The sequence below is a fragment of the Bacillus cabrialesii genome, assembly GCF_004124315.2.
Taxonomy (GTDB): domain Bacteria; phylum Bacillota; class Bacilli; order Bacillales; family Bacillaceae; genus Bacillus; species Bacillus cabrialesii.
On the sequence record NZ_CP096889.1, the window covers coordinates 3,544,646 to 3,571,272 of the forward strand.

General features: G+C 39.8%; 32 protein-coding genes. 7 read left to right on the plus strand and 25 right to left on the minus strand.

The features are described 5' to 3' along the window. Positions 1 to 174: 174 nt before the first annotated feature. The 25 genes from cccB to degS all read right to left on the minus strand — a co-directional run bounded on the left by cccB (position 175) and on the right by degS (position 20,900). Positions 175 to 513: a cytochrome c551 gene (gene cccB, locus EFK13_RS18105; RefSeq protein WP_064816160.1), complete on the minus strand. Its 339-nt coding sequence runs from the start codon at positions 511 to 513 to the stop codon at positions 175 to 177. Between the two features lie 48 nt (positions 514 to 561). Then, complete coding sequence (locus tag EFK13_RS18110; protein WP_129507783.1) at positions 562 to 1,407, minus strand: YitT family protein; 846 nt, start codon at positions 1,405 to 1,407, stop codon at positions 562 to 564. A gap of 165 nt (positions 1,408 to 1,572) precedes the next feature. Continuing rightward, positions 1,573 to 2,674, minus strand: a protein-coding gene (prfB, locus tag EFK13_RS18115; RefSeq protein ID WP_101172229.1) for a peptide chain release factor 2 whose coding sequence is annotated in 2 segments (ribosomal slippage) — positions 1,573 to 2,601 and positions 2,603 to 2,674 — 1,101 coding nt in all. Because the reading frame shifts where the segments join, the coding sequence is not laid out codon by codon here. Between the two features lie 69 nt (positions 2,675 to 2,743). Continuing rightward, a complete protein-coding gene (gene secA / locus EFK13_RS18120) occupies positions 2,744 to 5,269 on the minus strand; it encodes a preprotein translocase subunit SecA (protein WP_129507457.1) in 2,526 nt (841 codons plus the stop codon). A 168-nt stretch (positions 5,270 to 5,437) separates the two neighbouring features. After that, positions 5,438 to 6,007, minus strand: a complete 570-nt coding sequence (hpf, locus tag EFK13_RS18125) for a ribosome hibernation promotion factor (protein ID WP_064816157.1) — start codon at positions 6,005 to 6,007, stop codon at positions 5,438 to 5,440. A gap of 190 nt (positions 6,008 to 6,197) precedes the next feature. After that, a complete protein-coding gene (locus EFK13_RS18130) occupies positions 6,198 to 6,575 on the minus strand; it encodes a DUF8042 domain-containing protein (RefSeq protein WP_129507456.1) in 378 nt (125 codons plus the stop codon). A gap of 9 nt (positions 6,576 to 6,584) precedes the next feature. Further along, positions 6,585 to 6,926: a flagellar protein FliT gene (gene fliT / locus EFK13_RS18135; protein ID WP_129507455.1), complete on the minus strand. Its 342-nt coding sequence runs from the start codon at positions 6,924 to 6,926 to the stop codon at positions 6,585 to 6,587. Continuing rightward, a complete protein-coding gene (gene fliS / locus EFK13_RS18140; protein ID WP_129507454.1) occupies positions 6,923 to 7,324 on the minus strand; it encodes a flagellar export chaperone FliS in 402 nt (133 codons plus the stop codon). The genes fliT and fliS overlap by 4 nt, the downstream gene beginning before the upstream one ends. Before the next feature lie 21 nt (positions 7,325 to 7,345). Then, positions 7,346 to 8,842: a flagellar hook-associated protein 2 gene (locus tag EFK13_RS18145; protein ID WP_129507453.1), complete on the minus strand. Its 1,497-nt coding sequence runs from the start codon at positions 8,840 to 8,842 to the stop codon at positions 7,346 to 7,348. A 17-nt stretch (positions 8,843 to 8,859) separates the two neighbouring features. Next, positions 8,860 to 9,189: a flagellar protein FlaG gene (gene flaG / locus EFK13_RS18150; protein ID WP_129507452.1), complete on the minus strand. Its 330-nt coding sequence runs from the start codon at positions 9,187 to 9,189 to the stop codon at positions 8,860 to 8,862. Between the two features lie 232 nt (positions 9,190 to 9,421). After that, a complete protein-coding gene (gene hag, locus EFK13_RS18155) occupies positions 9,422 to 10,261 on the minus strand; it encodes a flagellin Hag (RefSeq protein ID WP_129507451.1) in 840 nt (279 codons plus the stop codon). A 144-nt stretch (positions 10,262 to 10,405) separates the two neighbouring features. Then, complete coding sequence (gene csrA, locus EFK13_RS18160) at positions 10,406 to 10,630, minus strand: carbon storage regulator CsrA (RefSeq protein ID WP_129507450.1); 225 nt, start codon at positions 10,628 to 10,630, stop codon at positions 10,406 to 10,408. Beyond that, a complete protein-coding gene (gene fliW, locus EFK13_RS18165) occupies positions 10,624 to 11,055 on the minus strand; it encodes a flagellar assembly protein FliW (RefSeq protein ID WP_129507449.1) in 432 nt (143 codons plus the stop codon). The genes csrA and fliW overlap by 7 nt, the downstream gene beginning before the upstream one ends. A gap of 20 nt (positions 11,056 to 11,075) precedes the next feature. Further along, positions 11,076 to 11,651 (minus strand): DUF6470 family protein, encoded by a 576-nt coding sequence (locus EFK13_RS18170; protein WP_129507448.1) that lies wholly within the window; start codon positions 11,649 to 11,651, stop codon positions 11,076 to 11,078. 46 nt (positions 11,652 to 11,697) lie between these two features. Further along, positions 11,698 to 12,594, minus strand: a complete 897-nt coding sequence (gene flgL, locus EFK13_RS18175) for a flagellar hook-associated protein FlgL (RefSeq protein WP_129507447.1) — start codon at positions 12,592 to 12,594, stop codon at positions 11,698 to 11,700. 13 nt (positions 12,595 to 12,607) lie between these two features. Continuing rightward, on the minus strand, positions 12,608 to 14,131 hold the full coding sequence (gene flgK / locus EFK13_RS18180) for a flagellar hook-associated protein FlgK (RefSeq protein ID WP_129507446.1): 1,524 nt from the start codon (positions 14,129 to 14,131) through the stop codon (positions 12,608 to 12,610). Between the two features lie 18 nt (positions 14,132 to 14,149). Beyond that, on the minus strand, positions 14,150 to 14,632 hold the full coding sequence (gene flgN / locus EFK13_RS18185; protein WP_129507445.1) for a flagellar protein FlgN: 483 nt from the start codon (positions 14,630 to 14,632) through the stop codon (positions 14,150 to 14,152). A gap of 15 nt (positions 14,633 to 14,647) precedes the next feature. Further along, positions 14,648 to 14,914 (minus strand): flagellar biosynthesis anti-sigma factor FlgM, encoded by a 267-nt coding sequence (flgM, locus tag EFK13_RS18190; protein WP_103747356.1) that lies wholly within the window; start codon positions 14,912 to 14,914, stop codon positions 14,648 to 14,650. Between the two features lie 79 nt (positions 14,915 to 14,993). Next, positions 14,994 to 15,413, minus strand: a complete 420-nt coding sequence (locus tag EFK13_RS18195; RefSeq protein ID WP_129507444.1) for a TIGR03826 family flagellar region protein — start codon at positions 15,411 to 15,413, stop codon at positions 14,994 to 14,996. A 72-nt stretch (positions 15,414 to 15,485) separates the two neighbouring features. Then, positions 15,486 to 16,208 (minus strand): double zinc ribbon domain-containing protein, encoded by a 723-nt coding sequence (locus EFK13_RS18200; protein WP_129507443.1) that lies wholly within the window; start codon positions 16,206 to 16,208, stop codon positions 15,486 to 15,488. Then, on the minus strand, positions 16,172 to 16,468 hold the full coding sequence (gene comFB / locus EFK13_RS18205; protein WP_064816344.1) for a late competence protein ComFB: 297 nt from the start codon (positions 16,466 to 16,468) through the stop codon (positions 16,172 to 16,174). Before comFB ends, EFK13_RS18200 begins: the two co-directional genes overlap by 37 nt. Before the next feature lie 68 nt (positions 16,469 to 16,536). Then, positions 16,537 to 17,922 carry an ATP-dependent helicase ComFA gene (gene comFA / locus EFK13_RS18210; protein WP_129507442.1) on the minus strand — a complete coding sequence of 462 codons (1,386 nt, stop codon included), beginning with the start codon at positions 17,920 to 17,922 and terminating at the stop codon, positions 16,537 to 16,539. Positions 17,923 to 18,027: 105 nt separating this feature from the next. Further along, positions 18,028 to 18,873, minus strand: coding sequence for a DegV family protein (locus EFK13_RS18215; RefSeq protein WP_129507441.1), 846 nt, complete (start codon positions 18,871 to 18,873; stop codon positions 18,028 to 18,030). 97 nt (positions 18,874 to 18,970) lie between these two features. Continuing rightward, positions 18,971 to 19,660 (minus strand): two-component system response regulator DegU, encoded by a 690-nt coding sequence (degU, locus tag EFK13_RS18220; protein ID WP_003219701.1) that lies wholly within the window; start codon positions 19,658 to 19,660, stop codon positions 18,971 to 18,973. 82 nt (positions 19,661 to 19,742) lie between these two features. Further along, positions 19,743 to 20,900: a two-component sensor histidine kinase DegS gene (gene degS, locus EFK13_RS18225; protein ID WP_075748791.1), complete on the minus strand. Its 1,158-nt coding sequence runs from the start codon at positions 20,898 to 20,900 to the stop codon at positions 19,743 to 19,745. Between the two features lie 216 nt (positions 20,901 to 21,116). Here degS and EFK13_RS18230 point away from each other — a divergent pair, with 216 nt between their 5' ends. The 7 genes from EFK13_RS18230 (at position 21,117) to EFK13_RS18260 (ending at position 26,614) form a co-directional block, all read left to right on the plus strand. Further along, the gene (locus tag EFK13_RS18230; RefSeq protein ID WP_129507440.1) at positions 21,117 to 21,770 is read left to right on the plus strand and encodes a YigZ family protein; all 654 of its coding nucleotides are present in this window, start codon (positions 21,117 to 21,119) and stop codon (positions 21,768 to 21,770) included. Further along, positions 21,770 to 22,762, plus strand: coding sequence for an LCP family protein (locus EFK13_RS18235; protein ID WP_129507782.1), 993 nt, complete (start codon positions 21,770 to 21,772; stop codon positions 22,760 to 22,762). Before EFK13_RS18230 ends, EFK13_RS18235 begins: the two co-directional genes overlap by 1 nt. A 762-nt stretch (positions 22,763 to 23,524) precedes the next feature. Further along, positions 23,525 to 23,974, plus strand: coding sequence for a DUF2712 domain-containing protein (locus EFK13_RS18240; RefSeq protein WP_240034946.1), 450 nt, complete (start codon positions 23,525 to 23,527; stop codon positions 23,972 to 23,974). Between the two features lie 48 nt (positions 23,975 to 24,022). After that, positions 24,023 to 24,478: a DUF2712 domain-containing protein gene (locus EFK13_RS18245; RefSeq protein ID WP_014481057.1), complete on the plus strand. Its 456-nt coding sequence runs from the start codon at positions 24,023 to 24,025 to the stop codon at positions 24,476 to 24,478. 50 nt (positions 24,479 to 24,528) lie between these two features. After that, positions 24,529 to 24,981: a DUF2712 domain-containing protein gene (locus EFK13_RS18250; RefSeq protein WP_014481058.1), complete on the plus strand. Its 453-nt coding sequence runs from the start codon at positions 24,529 to 24,531 to the stop codon at positions 24,979 to 24,981. Between the two features lie 75 nt (positions 24,982 to 25,056). Further along, on the plus strand, positions 25,057 to 25,836 hold the full coding sequence (locus EFK13_RS18255; protein WP_076457519.1) for a membrane-spanning protein: 780 nt from the start codon (positions 25,057 to 25,059) through the stop codon (positions 25,834 to 25,836). Further along, positions 25,823 to 26,614 carry a hypothetical protein gene (locus EFK13_RS18260; protein ID WP_014481060.1) on the plus strand — a complete coding sequence of 264 codons (792 nt, stop codon included), beginning with the start codon at positions 25,823 to 25,825 and terminating at the stop codon, positions 26,612 to 26,614. Before EFK13_RS18255 ends, EFK13_RS18260 begins: the two co-directional genes overlap by 14 nt. Positions 26,615 to 26,627: the final 13 nt, after the last annotated feature.

The window sequence follows — 26,627 nt, forward strand, 5'->3', positions numbered from 1 at the left end:
TCGACAATTTATGACCCATTCATTTGTAAAAAGATGAAAAATCTGAAAGTTTCATTTTTCAACACACTTCATTATACGTCAAATTTAGACATAATACTATTACAGTTTCTTTTCATTCACATTGTCACCGCATAAAAAAATCCTTGCCTGCACTGCGGCAAAGATTTTTTTATCTTACTTTTTTTCTGACAGCCATTTAGCAATAACAGCGGCTTCCTTATCATCTACAAGCCCCTTTGGCATATTGCCCCGTCCGTTTTTAATAATGCTTTCAATTTTGTGTTCGTCGTATTTGCCTCCAACCTCTTGGAGGTTAGGCCCTGACACACCTTCTAAATCCTTACCGTGGCAGCCAACGCAGCTTTGTTGATATAATTCTTCCCCTTCAGATGCAGAGGCTTCAGTCTTGCTGCCGGTGTCTGTCTTCTCTTCTTTTGCATCGTTTGAACCGCAGGCTGCCAGCAGAATAGAAAGCGCAAATCCAAGCATTAGTATCGATAACTTTGATTTCATGTTGAGAAGCACAACTCCTTTACGATCTCTTCCATATTATAACCTCGTTTAAGCGCGTTTGAAACCCTCGCCCAGTACCTCGCTCGCGTCCGCTACAATCACAAAAGCAGACTCATCAATCTGTTTGACGATTTGTTTCAATTTGGTGAATTCAGTTTGCCCAACCACGCACATTAAAATCGGGCGGTCATCGTCAGTATATCCGCCGACCGCGGAAATTTTCGTCACGCCCCTGTCAATCTTCTGTAAAACGGCTTCCTTGACTGCCTGCTCCTGCTTTGTAATAATGAGCGCCATTTTTGAACGATTAAAGCCTACTTGAACGACATCAATCGTTTTGCTGGACACAAAGACGCCAAGCATGGCATATAAGCCTTGCTCAATATTAAATACGATCATAGCCGTAATGACAATCAATCCGTCAATGATGGCAAGACACGTTCCCAATGACAGACCGGAGTACTTATGAATGATCTGTGCAGCCAAGGCCGTACCTCCCGTCGAACCTTTTCCTAAGTACACAATGCCAATCCCGACTCCGATGCCGACACCGCCAAAAATCGCCGCCAGTAGCTCGTGATGGGTCGCAGGCTGAATATCTCTTGTCAAAAACACAACAAGCGGCAAAAAAACAGAACCCGCAAGCGTCTTAAGCCCAAATTTTCCGCCAAGCAAAATAACACCGGCAATAAATAAAGGAATATTAATAATCCATTGTACATAGGCTGCTTCAAAACCATATGACTGCAAAATCGTGCTGATTCCGCTGACACCGCCGGCGGCTATCTTGTTTGGAAGCAAAAATACATTAAAGGACACGGCTGTAATCGCTGCTCCTATCAGTATGTATACATAATCCTGTAAAATCCGATATGTTTTATTCCTTACGTCCATCATATATCCTCCGTTTCATCCAATGCTCTCCGATAGATTTTAATCCTTCCCTGATCAGATGTAAATAACACCCAAATACAGTGGTAATATGCTAAAGCAGCAGTGAAATCAAGGATATGAAGGAATGAAAAAAACACACCTGCATACATCAGGTGTGTTTTCTGCTTATGAAAGCTTAGAACGCAGGTAGGCATCAATAAATGTATCAATGTCTCCGTCCATTACCGCTTGAACGTTACCCATTTCTGTGTTCGTCCGATGATCTTTTACCATGGAATACGGATGGAATACGTAAGAGCGAATTTGGCTGCCCCAGCCGATTTCTTTTTGTTCGCCGCGAATTTCATCCAGCTCTGCCTGCTGTTCTTCAATTCTGCGCTGATACAGCTTGGCCTTCAGCATTTTCATGGCTCTTTCACGGTTTTTAATTTGTGAACGCTCTGTTTGGCACGTTACAACCACATTCGTCGGCAAGTGCGTAATCCGAACCGCTGAATCCGTCGTATTGACGTGCTGTCCGCCCGCTCCGCTTGCACGGTACGTATCAACTTTAATATCTTCCGTACGGATATCAATATCGATCTCATCGTTAAATTCAGGCATGACTTCACATGAAACGAAAGACGTATGGCGGCGGCCCGATGAATCAAATGGTGAAATCCGCACGAGACGATGGACACCTTTTTCTGCTTTTAGATAACCGTAGGCATTGTGTCCTTTGATCAGCAATGTGACTGACTTAATTCCCGCCTCATCACCTGGAAGGTAATCGAGCGTTTCGACCTTAAAGCCGCGGCGTTCTCCCCATCTGGTATACATTCTGAGAAGCATAGAGCCCCAGTCCTGTGACTCTGTACCGCCAGCACCAGGGTGCAGTTCTAAAATCGCGTTATTTTTATCATACGGCTCACTAAGGAGAAGCTGAAGCTCAAACTCATTGAACTCTTTTGTCAATGATTTTAGTTCTTTTTCAAGCTCAAGCTGGAGGTCAGAGTCCGGCTCTTCTTTCAAGAGATCATGAGTCATTTGCAATTCTTCGTGGGATTCATTCAATTTTTTATACGAATTGACATAATCCTTTAAACCGTTTGCTTCATTGATGACCGTTTGGGCTTTCTGCTGATCATTCCAGAATTCCGGATCAGCCATTTGTTCATCTAGCTCAGCGATGCGGGCCTCCTTTGATTCGAGGTCAAAGAGACCCCCTAAAGTCCGCTAAACGAGAAGCCATATTTTCGAGCTCTGCTCTGATTTCTGATAATTCCATTCCATTCACCTCATTAAAAGATCCGCGGGCGCGCCAGGCGCCGCGGTCACAAAACTATGCCTGAGCGAACTATTCAGTCCGGCCGCAGCAATTTTTATATTTTTTTCCGCTTCCGCAGTGGCATGGGGCATTTCGGCCGATATCAACCACTTTACGAACCGGTGCTTTCTTCGCTTTTTTGTTATCGTCGCCTTCTTGCGGCTGATGAGCCGTTGTCTGGCCTTGTACAACCTCTTCACGCTCCAGATTGTTTTCAATCTCAGCTTTCATCACAAATTTTGCGACTTCGTCCTCAATTGATTCAATCATATGCTCAAACATCGCAAAGCCTTCCATTTGATACTCACGCAGCGGGTTGGTTTGCGCGTAAGCACGAAGGTGAATCCCTTGGCGCAGCTGATCCATCGCATCGATATGGTCCATCCATTTTGAATCAACGGCACGAAGCACAATGACTTTCTCGAATTCGCGCATTTGTTCTTCGCCGAATTTTTCTTCTTTTTCATCATATTTGGTCATGATGCGGTCCATGATGAGCTCATGCATTTCATCCGGCTCTTTGCCGAAGATGTCGCTCTTCTCCAGGGCGCCTTCATCAAGATAAGTCGTGTTGACAAGCTCAACAAGACCGTCAAGCTTCCACTCCTCAGGAAGCTCTTCTCTTGGTGTATAAGCAGCAATTGCCCGTTCGAGAGAAGACTTGATCATATTTCCAACGATTTCACGCAGGTTTTCAGAGTCTATGACTTCAAAGCGCTGCTTATAAATGACCTCACGCTGCTGGCGGAGAACGTCATCATATTGCAGAAGCTGTTTACGTGAATCGAAGTTATTGCCTTCGACGCGTTTTTGAGACGATTCAACCGCGCGGGACACCATTTTGCTTTGGATTGGAGTAGAGTCGTCCATGCCGAAGCGGTCAAGCATCGCCATTGTGCGCTCAGCTCCGAATCTGCGCATCAATTCATCTTCCATAGAAAGATAAAATTGGGTGATCCCCGGGTCTCCCTGACGTCCGGAACGTCCTCGAAGCTGATTGTCGATACGGCGTGATTCATGTCGTTCTGTTCCGACTACAGCGAGGCCGCCAAGCTCTTTTACACCTTCGCCAAGCTTAATGTCCGTTCCGCGCCCCGCCATGTTTGTCGCAATTGTAACTGCGCCTTTTTGGCCGGCTTCTTCAATGATCTGCGCTTCACGTTCATGGTTTTTGGCGTTTAACACTTGATGCGGGATCCCTTTGTTTTTAAGCAGCTTAGAGATCAATTCAGACGTTTCAACCGCAACCGTACCGACAAGAACAGGCTGTCCCGTCATGTAGCGCTGCGCGACATCCTCCGCAACCGCCTTAAACTTCCCTTCCATCGTGCGGTAAATTAAATCGGGACGATCGTCACGGACAACAGGCTGGTTAGTAGGAATCGTGACAACCTGCATGTTGTAGATGTTGCGGAATTCCTCTTCCTCTGTCTTAGCCGTACCCGTCATACCGGCAAGCTTTTCATACATCCGGAAGTAGTTTTGGAACGTAATCGTCGCCAAGGTCATGCTCTCATTTTGAATTTCAAGCCCTTCCTTCGCTTCAATCGCCTGGTGAAGCCCCTCACTATAGCGGCGGCCTTTCATCAGACGTCCCGTAAACGAATCAACAATAACAACCTGTCCGTCTTCCACTACATAGTCAACGTCCTTTTGCATCGCAACGTGAGCTTTTAAGGACTGGTTGATATGGTGGTTGAGCGCGACATGCTTCACATCAAACAGGTTATCGATGCCGAATGCTTTTTCCGCCTTCGTCATTCCTTCTTCAGTAAGCTGAACAGCTTTTGTTTTGATATCATACGTATAATCCTTCTCTGCTTTTAACGTACGGACAAAAGCATTTGCCTGTACATACAGCTTAGTGGATTTTGCAGCTTGTCCAGAAATGATAAGCGGTGTTCTCGCTTCATCAATTAAAATAGAGTCAACTTCATCAATTACCGCAAAATGAAGCGGGCGCTGAACCATCTGCTCTTTATAAAGAACCATATTGTCACGCAAATAGTCGAAGCCAAGCTCGTTGTTTGTGGAGTAAGTAATGTCCGCGGCATAAGCTTCCCGTTTTTCATCTTTTGACATTGAGTTTAAGTTCAAACCGACAGTCAGGCCGAGAAACTCGAAAATTTTCCCCATCTGCTCAGCGTCACGGCTTGCCAAGTATTCGTTGACAGTCACGACGTGTACGCCTTTACCTGTTAACGCATTTAAATAAACAGGCAGAGTAGACGTTAACGTTTTCCCTTCCCCTGTTTTCATTTCCGCGATATTTCCGTCATGAAGCGCCACGCCCCCCATGAGCTGGACTTTGAACGGAAACATGCCGGTTACGCGGCGCGAAGCTTCCCGAACAACAGCGAATGCCTCAACAAGAAGATCATCAGTTGTCGCCCCTTTTTCAAGGCGCTCTTTAAATTCAATCGTTTTATGTTTCAGCGCCTCGTCAGAGAGATTTTCATAGTCTCCGCGAATCGCATCAATATCGTTAGCTATTTTTTCGTATCTACTCAGCGTACGTTTTGTTGGATCAAACATTTTATTTAAAATTCCAAGCATTTATAACGCTCCTCTATCATCACATGCCTGTTTTTGCAGGCATGTATAAATAATTTACTAGTCCATGTATACCTCTCATTATCATATCATACCTTTTGTTATTTCCAAAGAATTTGCAAATAAGAAAAACAAAAACCTTCCGCGGACATCACGGAAGGCTGTTCTTCATTATTCAGTCGGTTCAATCAAGCCATATTTCCCATCATTTCTGCGGTACACGACATTTGTAAGGTTTGTTTCCGCATTTGTGAATACAAAGAAATTATGGCCGAGCATATTCATTTGCAAGATCGCTTCTTCACTATCCATCGGCTTTAAATTAAAACGTTTCTGACGGACAATGTCCAAGCTCTCCTCCTCTTCTATTTCATCCTGAACCGCAATATCTGTATCAGAGCCAAGGCCGTTTGCCAATAAATGTTTTGGAGAACCCTGCTCGCGGAATTTACGGTTTACTTTCGTTTTATGCTTGCGGATTTGACGTTCCAGTTTGTTTGTTGCGAGATCAATTGCGTTGTACATATCCTCGTTATGCACCTCAGACCGAAGCGCCAGATCTGTCATCGGAATCGTAACCTCAACTTTAGACTCCTTGTCATTGTAAAACTTCAAGTTGACGTTCACATCGGCATTCACGCTATGGTCAAAATAACGCTCCAGTTTGCCGATCTTCTTCTCGACATGATCCTTTAACGCGGGTGTCACTTCAATATTTTCTCCTCTGATGTTATAGTTCATCAAAGAACGCCTCCCTTTTATTAAGGATATGTATCTATTTCTCTTTTACCCTTTACAATTCCTGCTGAAACGTAAACTTTTTGTGAAAATTCAGTGAACTCTGTCGAATTGTGTTTGGAGTTACTGATGTTTTGGCGGTTCGGAGGTATATGTATATGCTGGTTAAATGAAACAAATACCTCACACTCGCCTAATTGATTACAAAGGGTTCCATACATTGATGAATAGACAGCATCCATTTTCTATAATGACTCAGAAAATGTTCTTTTAAATACTCGCAGAACTCATGAGAGGGAAAAGAGAAAGAAACCAAATGATCAAACTCTGCAAAAATCTGGTCAAATGCTTTCACACAAATTTCAGCACACCGCGTATCCATAATAAAGAGAAGTGTTGAATGTGTTGAATCCAAATAAAAAAAGGCTTGGATCAGATCTTGATAGATCCGATCCCCTTCTGTTTTTGATAAATTCTGTTCAGCCTCTATCAAATAACACAGCCCTTCCTCAATGGTAAAAAGAAGATGATAATAAGCTGATAAAAGCGTATAATCTTCAATGCTCTTCAAGGCACTCACCTATTTACGCTTGTCATAATATCTGCCGTCAATCGTGAAGTTGTTATAAGGATTTAAATATGTCGTATGCATTGCACGTTTTCTTTTCACCTGCTGAAGTTCCGCTGCGATAGACCGCTTTAACCTTTCCATTTCCTTCACAATAACCTGATCCCATTCCAGGAGAAGCTTCACCTGCTTTTTTTCTTCTTCTGAAAGCGGCAGAGAGATCTCCTGAATCAGTTCAGACCGTTTAGCCACAAAGTCTTCAATTTGCTTTAAAAGTTCATCACTTTCGGGTGTATCTTGTATGTGTGACAGCATACTCTGCGTCTCAGTGTAAAGTTGATCTATGTTTTTCATGCGATCCCGCCTGATCCGTGCCGGCCCTTCCGTTCACTTTGCATGGCTTGTTTCCAAGCATCGCGAAAATCTGTTACATAGCCTTCAACCTCAGCGAGCATACTCGTATCACTTTTGATATTTGCCTGTACCAATCTTCTATACATATAATCGTACATCGCACCCATGGAAGCAGAAAGCTCTATGTTACGGTTAAGTGTAAAATTTAATTCCTGAATGATATTTTGCGCTTTAATCAGATTTTCATTTTTACGTTCCATATCATCATTCTCAATGGCCTGAGAGGCAAGTCTTATAAATTTCAAACAGCCATTATACAGCATAAGCGTCAGTTCACCGGGTGTAGCGGTATTCACTGAATTTTGCTGATAGGCTGTATAAGGATTTTGGATCGCCATGTGTCATCCTCCAAATTACATTTATTGTACAAGAAGCTGTGATAAATAGGACGATTGTTCGTTCATTTTTTGAATCGCAGAATCCATTGCACTGAATTTTGTATAGTAGCGGTTTTCTATCGTGTTCAATCGGTCCTGCATTTTGATGATATCAGTGCTGATCGTGGTTAAATTTTTACCGATCGAGTAGTTATCGGCGCCCATTGTAGAGTTGCCTGCTTTTGCTTCAATGCTTTTCACTGTACTTTTCAGTGTGTCACCGATGCGTTTCATAATCCCTTTATCACTATATGCGCTGCTGTTCGTTCCGCTTGTAAATAATGCGGCGACACTTTGCGGATCTTCTTGTATTTTAGCTTTCAGTTTGTCTTCATTAATCTCCAAATGTCCTCGCAATTGGTACGCACTTGAGGTTGTGATACCAAATTCAGTCAATTGATAGTTTTTACCATCAACATTTACTTGAGTATAAAAATCCGTCCGCATTTGGTTCGTACCGGTGCTGATGCTGGTATCATTTCTCAGCAAACCGCTTTTTGCCTTCTCTTCCCAGAGTTCTACCTCTTTATCAGACATTGCTTCTTTTTGTTCACTCGTCAGTGGCGTATAGTCTCTGTACTTTTCTTCTTGCAGCTTTTCATTCAGGCTGTCAACCAACTCATTGTATTTATCCACAAACTCTTTAATTTGGTTGTAAATCCCGTCAACATCAGTTGAAACAGATGTGGTAACAGGGCCTGTGGCTGCAGTTGTATTTTTGATCGAGTAGGTAACGCCATTAACCGTAAAGTTGTTTGTCAGCTTCTCCATTTCAAAGCCGTTGATGGTGACTTTTGCATTTATCCCTTCTTTGTAAGCAGTAAGCTTATTATCAGCGTCCAAGGAAAAACCAAGCTGGCCGGACATAAAATCTGCTGTAGCAGAATCTGCCGCCTGTATGCTGCCGCCTGCACCTGTTGCTTTAGAAGAAAATGCGATCGTTTCTACATACTCGGTGCCGTTCCAAATTTTATCTTTAAATGCTGATACTCCGAGATCTGAGCTGTTAAGTTTAGAAATCACATTATCAATCGTATCAGCGCTCGTCACACTGATGTTAACTGTTTTTGCCGTTGTCTCTCCAGGCGCCACAACATTAAATGCCAAATTATAATCGCCTTGTGTGTATCCCGTATAATTATTTGCCTTATACGTCGCCGCGGTTGCCAAGCTTGCTACTTCAACAGTAGAAGAAGAGTTTGGCGCACTTGCGCTTCCTGTCGCAGTTAACACAGATTCATTTGAGCTTGTCACAGTTTTGCTCTGATACGTACTCGGATATGTCAACGTATTTTTAGACATATAATCTTGAAATTCTTTTATTTTTGTATTTACTTCACGATAGCTGTCACGCTGCCATTCAAGTGTCTGTTTTTTTTGTGTCAGCCTGTCAAGCGGGGCTCTTTCTGTCTTCATCAGCTTTGAGACGATATCATCTATATCCATTCCTGATGCAAGACCTGTTATTCTCGTGACCATTTCAAATCACTCCTAATCTACTTTTTTTCATCTACAAATAATCCAAGATATTCAGTCATAGCCGCATAAAAATCAAGCCACCGTTTTGGCGGAATTTCACGGATGACTTCATTTGTAGAGTCCTCTATTACCTTTACATAGTATTCATTTAACTTTTCATGAAGCTCAAACTTCAGGTGAACTTGCGAAGGTTCCAACAGCTTGTTCATTTCCCCTATCATTTCAGCAAGATTGGTATATGAAACTTGATGAACAGGAACCTCACTCTCATGCTCTTTCTGGTTATGTATTTGAGTATCATAACGATCCCAAACAGGTTGTAACGTAGTGAGCCTTTCAATATTCAATTGATCATCCCCTATGCCCCAATCTATCGTTTATATCGACTAAACCGAGATAAGATTACACATATTTTTGGAAAAAAACTCATCCGTTTTAGATTTCTTGTTTAAAAATACATTTATAAAAAGTTAGTGGAGAATCCGGTTATTATATCATGAGTTAGTGACAGAAAGAGGAGTGATTCGGAGTGAGAAATATAAATAAAAGACCTTGGCAACGCCAAGGTCTTCTTTAAAATTAACGTAACAATTGAAGTACGTTTTGTGGCTGTTGGTTTGCTTGAGCAAGCATTGCTTGAGAAGCTTGAGAAAGAATGTTGTTCTTTGTGAACTCGCTCATCTCTTTAGCCATGTCAACGTCACGGATACGAGACTCAGCAGCTGTTAGGTTTTCACCAGAAGCGCTTAAGTTGTTAATTGTATGCTCTAGACGGTTTTGTACAGCACCAAGTTTACCACGCTCAGAAGATACTTTGTTAATTGCAGAATCTACTTTAGTTAAAAGCGCGTCTGTGTTAGCTGCCGTAGCTGTTGTTACATTGTAATCTGCTTTTAACATGTCAAGACCTGTAGCAGCAGTACTCATATCCCCAATATTAACTGTTAATTGTTGACCTTTGTTGGCACCGATTTGGAAAGTGAATCCATTTGTCTGCGTACCATCAAGAAGGTTTTTACCGTTAAAAGCTGTACGTTGAGAAATTCCATCTACCTCATCAAGAAGGTTATTAACTTCATCTTGAATTGCTTGAAGGTCTGTCGTTGCATCTTGAGTACCAGTGTTACCCGCTTGAACAGTTAACTCACGAACACGTTGAAGAATTGAGTGAGTTTCAGTCAATGCACCCTCAGCTGTTTGGATAAGAGAGATTCCGTCTTGAGAGTTTTTAGAAGCCATATCAAGACCTCTGATTTGTCCTCTCATTTTTTCAGAAATCGCAAGACCCGCTGCGTCATCTCCCGCACGGTTGATACGAAGACCTGAAGAAAGTTTCTCCATGTTCTTTTGTGCTGCACCGTTGTTTGAAGACAAACGGTTTAATGTGTTAAGTGCTGCGATATTGTGGTTAATTCTCATTGTTTTGTTCCTCCCTGAATATGTTTTTAGGCACGTCCTTGTGCCTCATTTTTTATAACTGGCGGAGTCTTTTGCGCCTCCTCCCGGCTACATCATTAATATCGGATTGTCTCGGATTTTGTTAATACAAAAATAAAAAAATCCTCACTTTTTTTGTGAGGATAATGCGGAGATCACATCGCTGGATAACGCTGCTGCACGGTTATTTTCTTCCTGAATCGTCAAATAAATTTCTTTCCTGTGAATATCAATGTGCTTTGGGGCTTCAATTCCAAGTTTCACTTGATCACCCTCAACCGCAATGACTTTCACTTCAATATCAACACCTATTTGAATCGCTTCGTTTATTTTCCGCGATAAAACTAGCATGATTCTCCTCCAATCGGATGCTTTGTCGTATATGAGGAGTCGTGTAAAACGACTTGCTTAGCCATCATGTTCTTGCGATTCACAATAATGGGGGCCAATAAGTTCGCAGTTGATTTTTCAAATGGCTCTGCCATGGTCAAGATTGTCATGACTTCTACGTCTTCAATATGATCGATATCCAAAAGTTCAGCAGTTGATTCATCAAGGTCAAATTCATAATCCCTAAAAAAGATGAATGGACTTACAACGATGAACGCAAGGTTTTCTGTAGTGACGGACTGCAGGGCCACGAATGGTGAGTCTTCTGAAAGAGGGAGAATGACGAACTGTTTTTCTTCTATAAAGCCAGGAATCCCGTTTTCAAAAAGAATAATTTGTTCTTCTTTTACGTTCATTTGGCCATGGTACTTAGTATGAATGATCATTGTTCACAATCCTTTTCTGTTTACTTTTCTGGTGATTCTTTCGGGTATTCTACATCTATATTTAAATCAGGGTACTGAAGCATGTCAACCTTAACGTCTCCCGGCGTATATTCAACAATTGGTTTTCGCGGTTCAGCCTGAATAACAGGCTTTCGCGGCGTAATTTGAATATCAAGCTGTGACGGGGTATATTGTATTTTCACCCTTGAAAGAGAAGGAGCATAATGTTCGCCTAATTGAATTTGATGCATCTCAGAGTTCCTCCTTGCTTGTGAAGCGATTGGATTCCCCTTATTTTCAATTCTCATAAGCTCGTCCCCTTCTTCCGCGGTGCGGGCTATCCCCTCCATTACATCCTCATGCCCTTGTTGGGCTTCTTCTTCGATTCTCTTGAATATATGTTTTCTGTCTAATTCTTCCCATGCTTGCGTCTGATCAATCGTGAGTTTTCCAGGTGTCACTGATATTTCCATTTCCGCGTTTGGCTGCTGAATCTCAAGATCGGCTTGCGGCTGCTCCATTTTTAAACTGGCGGGCGTCGTTGTTAAACCAATTCTTCCTTGAACACTATGCATAATCAATCTGGGAATTTGCATCACTCTACCTCCTGAACTATAAAAAAAGCGAACTCCTGAGAGCCGCTTACTTTAAAAAGTCAATCAATGTAGGCTGAACAATTTGCGCATTTACAGCCAGAGTAGCCCTATGCACGCTTTGCTGCGCAATAAATTCCGTTATTACCTCTTCCAGTTCTACATCTTCATTGTCTGACAACACTTTTGTAGCTGTTTCTTCTTGAGCTGACAGTCTTGTATTAACCAGCTCAAGACGATTATATCTCGCTCCAAGGTCAGAGCGTTCGGCGCTCATGCCATCAGAAAATTGATCAATATCATCTAAAACGCTATCCATACCATCTAGTGAACCTGAACTAAGTGCTTTCTCAAATGAGTCAAGCATTTCAAATACATTCTGACCGCTTTCAGAAGTACCACCAAAAGCTGACTTTGGATCTGAATTCACTTTCAATGTCATATTATTTGAGATATTGACAACGACATCAGCAGTATCAGAAATTGTATAAGTTCCGTCTCCGTTATCTGTAACCGGAGGCTTGTCTGAATTTGTGCCATTAAAGATATATCTGCCGTTCACTTGTGTATTGGCAATCTTTAAAAGCTGGTCCTTTAACTGCTTCACTTCTACGCCAATCGCTTGCCGCTCCGCTTCGCCGTTTGTATCATTTTGAGCTTCAACCGCTAATTCTCTGACCTTTGACAAGATGTCAATTCCTTCAGTAATGTTTGTTTCTGTGTTTTCAAGCCAGGTAAATGCTTGAGAAGCATTGTTTTGATATTGCTGCACTTGAGACAATTGCGTATTATACTTTAAGCTTTTCATCGCTACTACAGGATCGTCGGAAGCTTTAGAGACTTTTTTCCCTGACGAAATCTGTGATTGAAGCTTATCCAGCTTTGAGTAGCTTGAACCGATATATCTCAATGAGTTTTGCTGAATCATGCCTTGTGTTACTCTCATTTGATTGATCTACCTACCTTCCTCCGACACCCATGCCATTGATCACTTTGTCGAGTATTTCGTCTTGTAAAGTCACCATTCTTGCGGCAGCATTATATGCGTGTTGGAATTGAATCATATTCGTCATTTCTTCGTCTAAAGAGACCGCGCTCATTTGTTGGCGGTTTATGTCCGCATCATTCAGCTGTGTTTCTGTATTAGACGAAAGGCGATTTGCTTCTTGCGCCTTTATTCCCAGCTCGCCAATCAGACCTGAATAGTAATCTAACACACTTGTCTTTTTACCATTAATGGTTATATCACCGGTTAAAACATTCGCTAGTTTTGTTGCATTTGAATTATCGTTGGCTGCACCAGTCAGTGAGAAAGCAATATTCGCGCCGCTTGAATCTGATATGCTGTCAGCTACTTTAATCTTCCCAGCCGCTCCTTTTGCCGGTTCAGTTTCACCGCCGGTAAAATCAAAAAAGTTCCCGCCTTGTTCGCCGCTCTTGGTCAAACCATTTCGGTGCACCTCATTGAAAGCTTTTGCGAATTCAAGTGCCATATTATCAAGATCAGAAAGCATGTCCGGATATACGCCCTTTTCTTCGCCGTTTGCTGTTACATACCCGTAAGACTCTACTAATCCTAAAAGAGATCCCTTACTGCTGAATGACTCAGCCTGTACAGCAGTGTTCCCGATTGAAATACTTGATACTAAGCCAGTTTCATTATCATAGTTGGCTGCAAGTTCGGAAACCTCGTAATTTTTACCGTCCAAAACAGTTCCCAGCGACTGTTTATTTTTATCAAGGATTTCAATTGACACAGTTCCTTCAGCAGAAGCAAGTGCATTCCCGCCTGATTTGTTATAACTAACTTTTATATCAACCATTGAGGATAATTTATCAATCAGCAAATCTCGCTGATCATATAAACCATTCGGCAGAAGCCCGACCGGCTCTACTTGTGCAATTTGCTTATTTAAGCTGTTTAATTGAGAAAGCACCGAATTGACATCTAACACCGTAGTATCTAGCTCTGCTTTTAAGTTCGATTGAACATTTGTAAGGGATTCAGAAAGATAATTAAACGTTTCTGCTAGAGCTTTTCCTTTTTCAGCGACAACAGAACGCGCACTGTCTTCGTTTGTATTATTCGATAATTCCTGTAAGGAATTCCAAAACGAATTGAGCACACTGTTTAATCCGCTGCCGTCCGTCTCATTTAAGATGCCTTCCATTTGGGACAAAGCTTTGGCTTTCGTGTCGTAGTATCCGGCACTGTTGTTTTGAAGACGATATTGATAGTCAAGAAAGATATCTCTTATTCTCTCAACCGACTTCCCTTGTACTCCCGTACCCATTTGCCCTGCAGTTTTTTCTGCGTTTTTTGATACAGCAGGGAAATAGTCAGTTGCCTCCAATGAGACCCGTTGTCTTGTATAACCATCAGTATTGGCATTTGCCACGTTATTTGCAGTCGTGCTTAACGCTGCCTGCTGAGCGCTTAACGCCCGCCTTGCAGTTTCAAGCCCCATAAAGGTAGATGTCATATTCTGAATTCCTTTCTGCTAAGCTTTTGAATCAAATAATTTCATCCGGCTGCTCTTCGGGAGCTCAGCTTTAATTGATTTGCTGTAATTAAAGTTATTTTCCTTAGGAACCAGCATATCGTATGAAATAGAGATGAATTGCAGCGCATCTCTCGTCAGCTGCCTATTCATCTCATTCACTTTTTTAAGATGTCCGAGAACGTTGGAAAGAGCTTCATATAGTTGTTCCAGCTCTTCCTTTTCATTGCCTGTGGTTTTGGCGATACATGCGGAAATGGTGTTATTTTCACTGTATCCGAGAAAAGCAGAAGTTGCTTTGATCCGATCATCTTCTGTCTGCCCGATTGCTTGAATATATTTTTGCTCTTTTGTCAAAATGTTAGAAAGCTCTTTTGTTTTGCCGGCTTTGAGCGCTTCCGTCTTTTCCTCAGACAGCGTGAGCAGGTGCTCATGCAGAACGCAAAGTCGCTTCAATAGTTCAATAATTGGCTTGGCTGACATGTGCTTTCTCCTTTGTTATTGCTTTTTATAAAAGTTAATCATATTTTTCGCTATATGATTTGCGTCTACTTTGTATGACCCGTTTTCAATTTGCGCTTTAAGCTTCGCAATTTTTTCCTGGCGTGAACCAGTGACTGCGTCGGATGCACTTTGCATTTCTTTAGCCTGAGATGAAATTTCAATTTTATCTTGAGGCTGTGCAGCAGTTTTTTGTACCGCTTGCTTTTCATAATTTTTTTGGTATGGATTAACGGATTGTGTTCCAAATTGATTGATTTTCATAGGATTCCTCTCGCTTTCCGTTGCAGTCTTTAAACAATCTAACCCTTTTATCGACTGCGTTTTCAGTTAGTTTAGGGAATCAGTTGTTTTTGGTATTATAGGCATAGTATGTGTCTTTTTTACCATTTTCCCTCTCGGTTTTCAGTGCGTCTTCGTGGTCCAAATGGTCCATTTGAGCCTTTATATCGGACTGGCAAGCCTTGCAGAACTTGCCTTCCCGTATCGACGTCCCGCACCTTTCACAAAGGTATGCCAAATTAGGAAAATGAGTGATTTGAATGCGTTTCTGCCTGATGAATTTCAATATCAACTCTTCTTCTACACCTGTTTCCTCGGTTATCCGGCTCAAAGTTGATTGCCGGTTTTCCTGTTTCCTTAAAAACTTATATACAATCTCAAATGATTTTTCTTCTTCCTTAATACACGCCTGACATACGGTTTGCAGCTTTGTTTTTAAAAATAAAGCATTGCATTTCGGACAATTCGCCAGATTTCCCATCTTTTTTCTCCTTATTCGATAATATACCTGTGTTAATTTCTAGTGATTATATCGGCATAAAAACAGAATCATTTAGCTTCTGATCAAGGTAAAAGATGCCACTGAAGCGGCTTTCCCTTTTTCTAATAAACAGCGGGCTGCAAAATGCAAAGTGGCGCCTGTTGTATAAAGATCGTCTATTAAAATGATATTCATACCTATGGCTGAGTTGTTTTTTGTGTCAAAAATACGCTCTGAAAGCAGGCGTTCTGTTTTCTTTTTCTTAGACTGTTTCTCATTATTCAGGCGGATGAGGGGATGGCGGATAGGCCGGTTTAAGCATTCTGCCAAGAGCTGAGCCTGGTTAAATCCGCGCTCTTCTTCCCGTTCCTTGCTCAGCGGAATAGGAACGAGAACAAAATGCTTATCGGGGTAAACCTCTGAGAAGGTTGAAGAAAAATCACTTTTAAATGCGTTTATGATTTCTGCATCTCCTCTAAATTTAAAACGGGAGAGCGTTTCTTTCATCATATCATTATATGTGTAAACTGAGCGATTTTGGCGGAGCAGCAAGCTGTGACTAACCCTTGATTTCCACGCCTCACAATCCCTGCATATCGCATGAACGGATTGAGGTCTGCCGCATATGGTGCAGATACGCCCTGTAATTTTCTTTAGTTTGCTTCTGCAGGAATGACAGACCTTTTCATCAGGCTTTAATAAAAAAAGGGCTCTCCATGTAACAGCTTGAGAAAATTGCGAATCACATAGCAGACAGATCAGTTTATGAATGCCTCCTCCTGCTTTGTTTGGCATAAATCGCTTGGACTCTCTGATACCACAGCTGCAGATTCAGCCAAAATGACAAGCATAGCCGTATTTTTTTGTTTATCTACCATCTCAGCTTTCGTATATGCGATCTTTTTAAGATCAGTGACGTAGGATGGTCTCACTTTGTTTAAAGAAAGTGCCAAGACATCATTTTTGCATACTTGGCAAGTGCAGGTCATATGAAGCTGGTCCATATATCGGTCGAGCAGTTCTTTCATTACGATTTCTTTAGAATTGACAAGCATTTTTACAGCTCCTCATCATCGGTTATATGAGTATACTGTACCACGTTTTCAAATAATGGCTAGTCTGTTCAGTCATTTTTTGCTGCCAAGTCGTTCATTTCTTTTATATGCTTTTTTGCATCCAGCATACTCTTTGTTTTTCCGTAGTGAAAAAAAATGACATCACCGTCCGCATGCTCTTTATGCCGCCCGGTTCTTCCTGCAATTTGAACAAGTGCGCTTTCCGTAAAGATAGGCGATTCCGCCCCTAACACACCCGTTTGCACCTTGGGAACTGTAACGCCTCTTTCTAAAATTGTTGTTGTGAGTAAGAGATCAAGCTGTCCGTCTCTAAATTGCTGCACTTTTTCTTTTCTGTGCTTGTCTTCCGCATGCACTGACGCTGTTCGGCAATTCATATTTTTAAAGCATGCAGCTGCTTTTTCCAGAACAAAAACGGAGGGAACAAATAAAAAAACAGGCCTTCCTTCTTTTACATGACATTGTATCCATCTAATTATTACTGGCGGAATTTTGTTTCGGTTTAATTTCTTTTTCCAGTTTCCGCACCATAGAAAACGCGGGTCGGGCAATGGTTTGCGATGATGTCTTGCTGGGATGCGAACTGAATGTAACTTCCCATTCAGTGTTTTTCTTTTTAATTCTTGAGGAGGTGTTGCACTTAAATAAACAAGGGTGCTGTTTTTCTTTCTTGCTTTCTGAACAGCGAATTGAAGAGTTTGATCAGCAGAATACGGAAAGGCATCAACTTCATCAACGATCATAACATCGAATGCATTTTTATATCGTAATAGCTGATGTGTGGTGGAAATCATAAGCGGAGATAAACGCCCTTTGTCATCGCTTCCTCCGTACAGCGCTGAAATGTCAGCGCCCTGAAAGGCAGCCTTGAGCCTGGGAGCAAGCTCTAATACAACATCGGTGCGCGGTGTCGCAATACATACACGCAGTCCTTGGTTTAACGCGGATTCTATCCCAGGGAATAGCAGCTCTGTTTTGCCGGCGCCGCAAACCGCCCAGATGAGTAGCTCTTCTTTTTTTGATATGGCTTCAATTAAGACTTTGGCGGCTTTTTGCTGTCCGCTCGAGAGCTCGCCATCCCATGTCAGTTTGATAGGCTGCCAGTTTGGTTCATCTTCCTCTTTCCACGAATATAAAGGCACATCCTCACTCACTCTGCCCATCATGACACAGGAACGGCAATAAATCCTATTATTTCCAGATGACGAGTGGTAAAAAGAAAAATACCGCTGATCATTTTGGCCGCACCTGTTACACCTATATCCCCGTTTATTTATCGATATAGAGTTTTGAGCGGCGATATAACCATTCCCGATATGCCATTCAATCAGCTCATCGGAAAATGGGAGTTCAGTTCTGAGCAAGTGACGGCTTTGAAGCGTCTGCCGCAATTCTTTTGAAAAAGAAATGGTCTTTTCAGCTGGCACAATCAGTATGGCTCCCTCCTTTCGAGACAGTATGACTCAGTGAATATTTTCTGTCCAGCAATCAAAATAAGAATATAAAAAAATCTCCGCTGCTAAAACGGAGATTTTATGTTATTTATAACACCAGCACATTCCTAGCGCCCCCTCACCCAAGTGGGTGCCGATAACCGCGCCAAAATAACTGTTATAAAATTCAACATGAGGATATTTTGCAGAAAGCTCTTCAATGATTTTCGCTGCTTCTTCTTCTCGATTAGCGTGGATAACAGCAGCTCGCATAGGCAATCCTTTACTCGCATCTTCGTCTAAAAGCTCATAAATTCGCGAAATGGCTTTTTTACGTGTCCGAATCTTCTCAAAAGGCACAATTACCTTATTGTCAAAATGAAGAATAGGCTTTACCTTTAGAAGACTCCCAATAAAGGCTTGGGCGCTGCTTAATCGTCCGCCCCGCTGAAGATGGGCTAAATCATCTACCATAAAAAATGCCCGAACTGTTTTTTTCATTTCTTCCAGTTCTTTTATGATATCCTCCGGCGATGATGCTCCATTTTTAATTAATTCAGCAGCTTTAAGAGCATAAAAGCCTTGAGCCAAACAGCTGATCTCCGAGTCAAATGGATACACGTTAATATTGTCGACCATTGTATCAGCTGCTGCCGCACTGCTGAACGTACCGCTGATCCCGCTGGAAAGATGGATACTGATGACCGCATCATAAGACTTGCCAAGCTCTTCATACAGAGCAACCAGCTCGCCGATTGACGGCTGAGAAGTCGTTGGAAGCTCTGCATGTTTTTTCACTTCATCGTAAAAGCTTTTCCAGTCCAATTCGATTTCTTCACGATAAGTTTCTTCCCCAAAAACAACCTGGAGAGGAATCATATATATCTGATGTTGTTCACGCATTTCTTTAGGAATATATGCTGTGCTGTCTGTTACTACTGCAATATTCATAGCTTCGATACCTGCCTTATTGCTTTATAACTCTATTGTAAGGGAAACAGCAAACTAAAAAAAGACCTGCCTAGTAAAAGGCAAGTCTCATTTTATACTATCTCATTTCTACCCAGCCATTTTTAATAGCGACCACAACGGCTTGCGTCCGGTCATTCACATTCATTTTTTGCAAAATATTGCTCACATGGTTTTTCACGGTTTTCTCACTGATAAACAATGATTCGCCAATACCGCGGTTGCTTTTTCCGTCTGCAAGCATCTGCAGCACTTCACATTCCCGCCTAGTTAAAATATGTAATGGTCTGCGGATTTCAGGGTAGACCTCATGCTGAGGGTGTGCAGAAACTCCGCTTGTTGCAAGACGGCGGAATTCATTAACGAGGTTGTGGGTAACCTTCGGATGAAGGTAAGAACCGCCCTCGGCAACTACTTTTACCGCTTCAATTAATGTATCAGCATCCATCTCTTTCAGCAGATAACCTCTTGCTCCTGTTTTCAGGGCATGTGTTACATAATTTTCGTCATCGTGAATTGATAGAATAATTACTTTAGATTCAGGATACAGCTCTACAAGCTGTTTTGTAGCTTCCACACCATTTACGTTTGGCATATTGATATCCATGATCACAACATCAGGATGATAGTGCTCTACAATGCGAGCCGCTTCGTCTCCGTCGTCACCTTCGGCTACCACTTCAAAGGTAGGTTCAAAATCCAATATCCGTTTTACACCTTCACGAAATAACTGATGGTCGTCGATAATAACAATGTTTACTTTAGTCACAAGCCACGCCTCCTTGTATTATTGTTCTATATACTCTAGCATTCGGTCAATATGCCTTTTGGCTCTATTTTACAAATCATAGTCAAAGAGATAACGGAACCTTGATCATAATAAATGTCCCAAGACCTATTTTCGAATCTATTGTCATGGTTCCTTCCAATAAATCTACTCTTTCTTTCATGCCCAGCAAGCCGAATGATTTGTTTTTCTTCTCTTTCGCTTCCTTCAGGTCGAACCCTTTGCCGTTATCTTTTATCATTAAAATCACAAAATCCTTTGTGATCTCAACTTTGACTGTAATTTCTTCAGATTCAGAATGCTTTAGCGCATTAGACACAGCTTCCTGTGCGAGTCTGAAGAGCGCAACTTCAAACTGAGGCGCTAACCGCTTATCCTCTGTTTCACCAATGCACTGAAAATGTATTTTGACCTTCCCGTTATATTCCTCGGTTGTATATAGATATTTTCTTAAAGTTGGAATCAGGCCTAGGTCATCAAGGGCCATCGGTCTTAAATCATATATAATCCTTCTCACTTCGTAAAGGGCATTTCGCACATTTTGACGGAGATTTTTAATTTCTTGGAACCCGTCCTCAGCGCCCTTGTCACGGAAAATACGCTCGATTAATTCCGATCTCATCATAACATTTGCCAGCATTTGAGCAGGACCGTCATGGATTTCTCTTGAGACTCTTTTTCGCTCTTCTTCCTGCGCTTCAATAATTCTTAAGCCGAAATCCTGTTTTGCCTGAGCATCGGCAAGAAGCAGTCCGACCTCACGCAAATCCTGATTCAAGTAGTTGAGCACAACTGTAATTTGGCTTACTAATGATTCAGACCGCTCAATGATTTCTTGAAGACCCAACAATCTTCGCTCTAAATCATCCCGGCGTTCACGCAATTGCTTCTCACGCTGCTGGATCATCGTTAATTCTACCTGCAGCTTATGGGCTTTTTCGTAAGCATTGCGGATTTCTTCTTCACTGAATCTATGAAAGTTGCGGCTGACCTCGGATAAACGGTTTCGCGCATGGCGGGTCTGCACTTCAAGTTTATCGCCAAGCTCGATAACTTCATACACCTGCTGTTTAATTTGTTTCAGTTCTTCAACCAGCTGTTCGTACTGCTGGCGTGACTGCTCCCCGATTTGAAAAACCTCGTCCTTGCTCCCGTCAACGGTTTTCAGCATCTTCATCAAAATAGAATCCAGAACTTTGGAATCCATCTTTGTTTTATTCATAATTTCCCTCCGTCACGGCGTTGTCATATATTTTTATTATAAATGTAATTGATCTGCAAATTATGTCGAATTATAATGAAAGAATGCGTATATTCTAGAAAAAAACAATTTTATATACCTTCTATTCTTTATGATACCAAAATACGCACAAAAATTCTAAAGGCTGTACGAATTTGTATAGGCAGTCTTTTATGCTTAGCAGGAGGGTCAGCTAGCATGCTGCACAGCTATTTTACTGTGAAAGAAGCAGGAGAACACGAGATTGTTATAGAAAAATCGCGTTTTATCTGTCATTTAAGCCGTGTTTCTACCGAACAAGAGGCACAGGAATTTATACAGAAAATAAAGAAACAGCACTGGAATGCGACTCATAATTGCTCGGCTTACGTAATTGGCGAGAACGATCATATCCAAAAAGCCAATGATGACGGAGAACCAAGCGGTACAGCGGGAGTGCCGATGCTCGAAGTATTAAAAAAACGCGGACTTAAGGATACTTGCGCCGTCGTTACACGGTACTTCGGAGGCATTAAACTTGGAGCCGGCGGATTAATTCGCGCTTATGGGAAATCAGTGTCTGAAGGATTAAATCATATAGGTGTTGTAGAACGGAAGCTTATGCGGGTCATGCATACTTCCGCAGATTACACATGGCTTGGCAAGATTGAAAATGAATTAAGGGAATCACAATTTCTGTTAAAAGAAATCCATTATGCCGAAAATGTAGAATTCGAGGTATACGTAGAAGAGAATAGGACTCAAGAATATTCTCAATGGATTTTAAGTTTAACGAATGGATCGTGTTATACTAAACTTGGTATTTTGATATACCTTGAAAAACAAGTTAAAAATCAAAAGGAGAATAAATGATGCCAGAACGAGTTAAAGTTCGTGTAAGGAAAAAAAAAAATAAACGGAAAATTATTTTAAAGCGAATACTCTTGCTCTTATTCCTATTTTCTATAGTATTCGCAGGGCTAATTGGGTATAAAGTATATAAAACACTTCAAGCAGCTGATAGTTCCTATAAAGAATTAGACCGTGGTGAAAAGTCGAAATTACGTAAAGAAGTAGTTGACCTTAAGAAAAAACAACCTTTTTCGGTTCTTTTGTTAGGAGTAGAAGACTATGCAACAAGTGGAAAAGGAGGAAGAACCGATTCTATTATTGTTGCTACTATAAATCCTAAACAAAAGACAATGAAGTTACTGAGCATTCCTCGTGATACAAGAGTTCAAATATCTGGTGATACTTCCGGGACAAAAACAAGAATTAATGCAGCCTACGGGAAAGGCGGAGCTCAAACCACTGTTGAAACTGTTGAAAATCTTTTAGATATACCGATTGATTATTACGCCACTGTTGATTTTAAGGGCTTTAAAAAAACAATTGATGAAGTTGGCGGAGTTGATGTTGACGTACCCTTTGATTTTAATGAGAAAAGTGATACGTCAAAATCTAAAAAGTTTTACTTTCAAAAAGGGAACATGCATTTAAATGGCGAAGAGGCTCTTGCTTATGCACGAATGAGAAAACAAGATCCACGTGGAGATTTTGGGCGTAATGACAGACAAAAACAAATATTGATGGCCATGTTAGATCAAATATCAAAACCTTCTAATCTCGCAAAAATTGATACCCTAGCAGATCAAGTAAGTGACAACATAACAACAAATTTAAGAATTACTCAAGTCCTAGCACTTCAACAAATTTTCAGCGGTTTTAAAGGAAGCGACGTTGAAACATTGACACTAAAAGGCTCCGATTTATATATCGGAAATAAATATTTCTTTCAACCTGATGATGAAGAGTTAACAAAAGTTCAAGAAGAACTTTATAACTTTTTGTATCCTGATAAATAATTCACAATATCCTCACTCTGTATTAATAAAACTTGAGACTGTGGCCAAAAAGAGGCTGAGAATTTAAATTTCTCAGCCTCTTTTTCGATTTTATAAGACTGATGATTTGATATTTCCGAATCCAATTTTCCAGATTCCAAGTATTCAATAAACATTGTATATACGAAAGTGAACTATTAAATTGGCATTCAAAAGCTTATAGGGGACCTAGCATTGTTACACCGATTGATTTGCACAGTTTTCTCCACATATTTTTTATTGCTCTTGATCCCGAAGATAAACTAAAGGATTTCCACCCAAAATAATAAGTGTTCAATTTAAATGTGATAACTGCATAATAGAACAATACCCCAACTTAGGTTGTTTTAAACTGGTTACACTATCGAATTATACTTGTTGTTCCATAGCTTAACCTTATCCAAAAATAATCTTTCTCTAAAATTCACACCATAATTTTAGACAACTAACTCTTTTATAAGTCTTATAATACTCAATATTATTTTTCTTTTATTATTCTCTCCTTTATCTACACATAGTTAAAAAATCACACTTCACTATATAGAGAGAGAAGAACTTATAAGCCCCCTAGTCATTTAGTATATTATTAACTTGACAGATACATAGTAGACATTTGAAATACATACAAATCATCCTTTAAAATTAGGTTAATTTTCTATTAAATGCTTTAATTTCCCTTATCCTATGGTATAATTACACAGAAAATCTAATTACAGGTTAAGTGAGGGGGTGGAAAAATTGAAAATGAGCTTTAAAAAACTTATTGGAGCTGTAACTATTACTGGGTTGGTATTGACTGGATTTGTCGCAACTAATGCTCAGGCAAAAGCAAATACAAGTGATTCCAGTTTTGATTTTAAATTCAAGGGTAATAGTACGGCTTATACTCCAGTAAGAACAAAATATAACTCTACAAGTGCTTACATTAATGTCAAAACAATTAGTGATGGCGATCCATACTACAAAGTATCTCTCGTAAAATCGAACGGGAAAAATTTCTCTAAAACATGGACATATACATTCGGCACATATGATGCTGAAAATCCTAAATTAGCTAAGCATTATATCAAGAACTATGCTATGGAAGATAGTAAAGGTTCCCCCATTAGTGTAAAAGTTAAAGCAAAAGGTTATAGAGGAGCCGCTAGCTATAATTGGCACTCCCGTGGTGTATGGAGCCCTGATTCCATCTAAAAAAGTAAGCTCTTTAAAATTTAAAATTGTGTATAAGGAGAATCGTATATGAAAACTAAATTTAAAAAACTTATTGGAGCAGTAACTATTACGGGTTTAGTATTAACTGGTTTTGCTGCAACTAATGCTCAAGCAAAAGCAAATACGAGTGATTCCAGTTTCAATTTGAAGTTTAATGGTAATAGTACAGCTTATACTCCAGCTAGAACTAAATACAACTCTACAAGTGCATACATTAATGTCAAAACAATTAGTGACGGCGATCCGTACTATAAAGTATCTCTTGTAAAGTCAAACGGGAAAAATTTCTCTAAAACATGGACATATACATTCGGCACATATGATGCTGAAAATCCTAAATTAGCTAAACACTATATCAAGAATTATGCTATGGAAGATAGTAAAGGTTCCCCCGTTAGTGTAAAAATTAAAGCAAAAGGTTATAGAGGAGCCGCTAGCTATAATTGGCACTCCCGTGGTGTTTGGAGCCCTGATTCTATCTAAATAGTTTAACTGGTTCTTTAATTTTAAATTATGAATAAGGAGAATCATATATGAAGGCTAAATTCAAAAAACTTATTGGAGCTATAGCGATCGTAAGTTTAGTATTTACAGGTTTTGCTGTAAGTAATGTAAGTGCTAAAGGAAATACTAAAGATACCAATTTTTCTTTTCATTTCACCAACAGTACAAGTGGAAAATATGAATATACTGGTTCAAGAGAAAAGCGTGATAATACAAGCGCTTATATGAGCCTTAAAAGCATTAGTATGACAGGTGCTGTTCATTATTCTGCAGAACTTGTTACCAGCTCGGGAAAAAGTTTTTCCAAACGGTATCGCTACGTATTTGGAAACAACTTCAGACTTTATCCTAAAACACAATACTTAAAAAACTATGCTCACGAGGATTACAAAAAAACAATTAAAGTAAAAATTGAAGCAACAGGCTATGGAACAGTTAACAGTTGGGGTGCTGCTGGTGTTTGGAGTCCTGACTCCGTCTAAAAGATAATTTAATCTCAAATGATAAGATATGAAAGTTTCTTTCATATCTTATCATTTATGTAAAGGAGATTTGTAATGTTTAAAAGTATAACAACTAGAGGCTTCACTAAAAGTACAACTTTATTCATTTTGATTTTAGGTTCTCTAATAGCTATCTTAGATGTGGTGGAAAATAATGTTATTCATTTAAAACCATCTGATTATTGGGATTATCCTCTCGGTGTATATAACTGGTGGTTTTTATTTAATCCAGAAATATACCTTTCAATCATTATCACTGTTTTTCCATTGCTAGCATCAGTACCATATGCAGATTCTTATATCGAAGAAAAGAAAAGTGGATTTTTAAAAAATATTCTACTAAGGCAAAACAAAAACAAGTATTTAACAACAAAGTTTTTCATTAACTTTTTAATTGGTGGGATGGCATCGATTACTCCACTTGTATTAAACTTAATCGTTTATTTCTCATTGTTACCAGCTATTAAACCAAACATATACTTTGGTAATATTCCCGTTTTTGGTTTTTTACCTGATCTATATGTAAATCATCCTTTAATATATATAATTTTAAGAATTGGAAACTGTTTTATTTTTGGAGGCATTTTTGCTTCAATTGCTTTGACCTGCAGTCTTTTTGTAGAAAATCGTTATATTGCTATTGGTATACCTTTTTTTATTTACACAATTTTAGACATTATTTTAGATACATTTAACTTTCAAAGCTACTCTCCGCTTAAATTTTTATTTTTAGATGTCCCCTTTACATATGGAATCTACGTCATTGCAACGGTAACAATAATCATACTTTTTGTTGTCTTTTGTGTTGGAGGTAAAAAGAGTGAGAACATTTAGACTCTTCATTTATGTATGCAATCACACTAAATATTCTATATTGTTAACAGTTTATCTCGCTGCTTTACTCATGTATTACCAAATAAAAAATAACATTGACTTTGATAAACTTTCGATATTTGATTTTCTGTCTGACTTAAATGGTATCATGGGACTTACTAATAAGAATGTGATGGTATTTATACTTATCCCTTTTATCTGTTTAACAATATTATTAATTATGAAACGAGAAGAAACATATAATAGAATAATTAAATTACCATCTAGAACATCGGTTTGGAATAAAACTGTAATAATCTCTTTGGTTTACACCTTTATATTGACATTTATTTTAGTCTTGGGAGGATATTTAATAGGTGGTTTAATTTTTGGTTACGAAAATAAATGGATAGGAACCAACGGACAAATCACTGTACTCTTAAACAATAACAAGATACCGAATCCAGAACAATACTTAAATAAGCTTTCAACATTTAATGTTTTAACAATCATTTTTTTAACTAAATTTTTGTGCTTATCAATAATAGCATTAAGTACGGCCATTATTAAAACCATTATAAAAAATAGCAGTTTGACTCTCTTGTGTATATGCATATACAGTTACATTGATGCTATGTATCTAAATCCTTCTTTATTTATAAATAAATCCATCCTCGATGTAAATAACTGGTTGAATTTAAGGAATGTATTAATTAATAATGTTTATTTCATCATCTTACTATTTGCTCTATATTTCATAGGCCGTGAGTTATACTCGAAAAAGGACTTTAAAAATTAGGAGGATAAATACT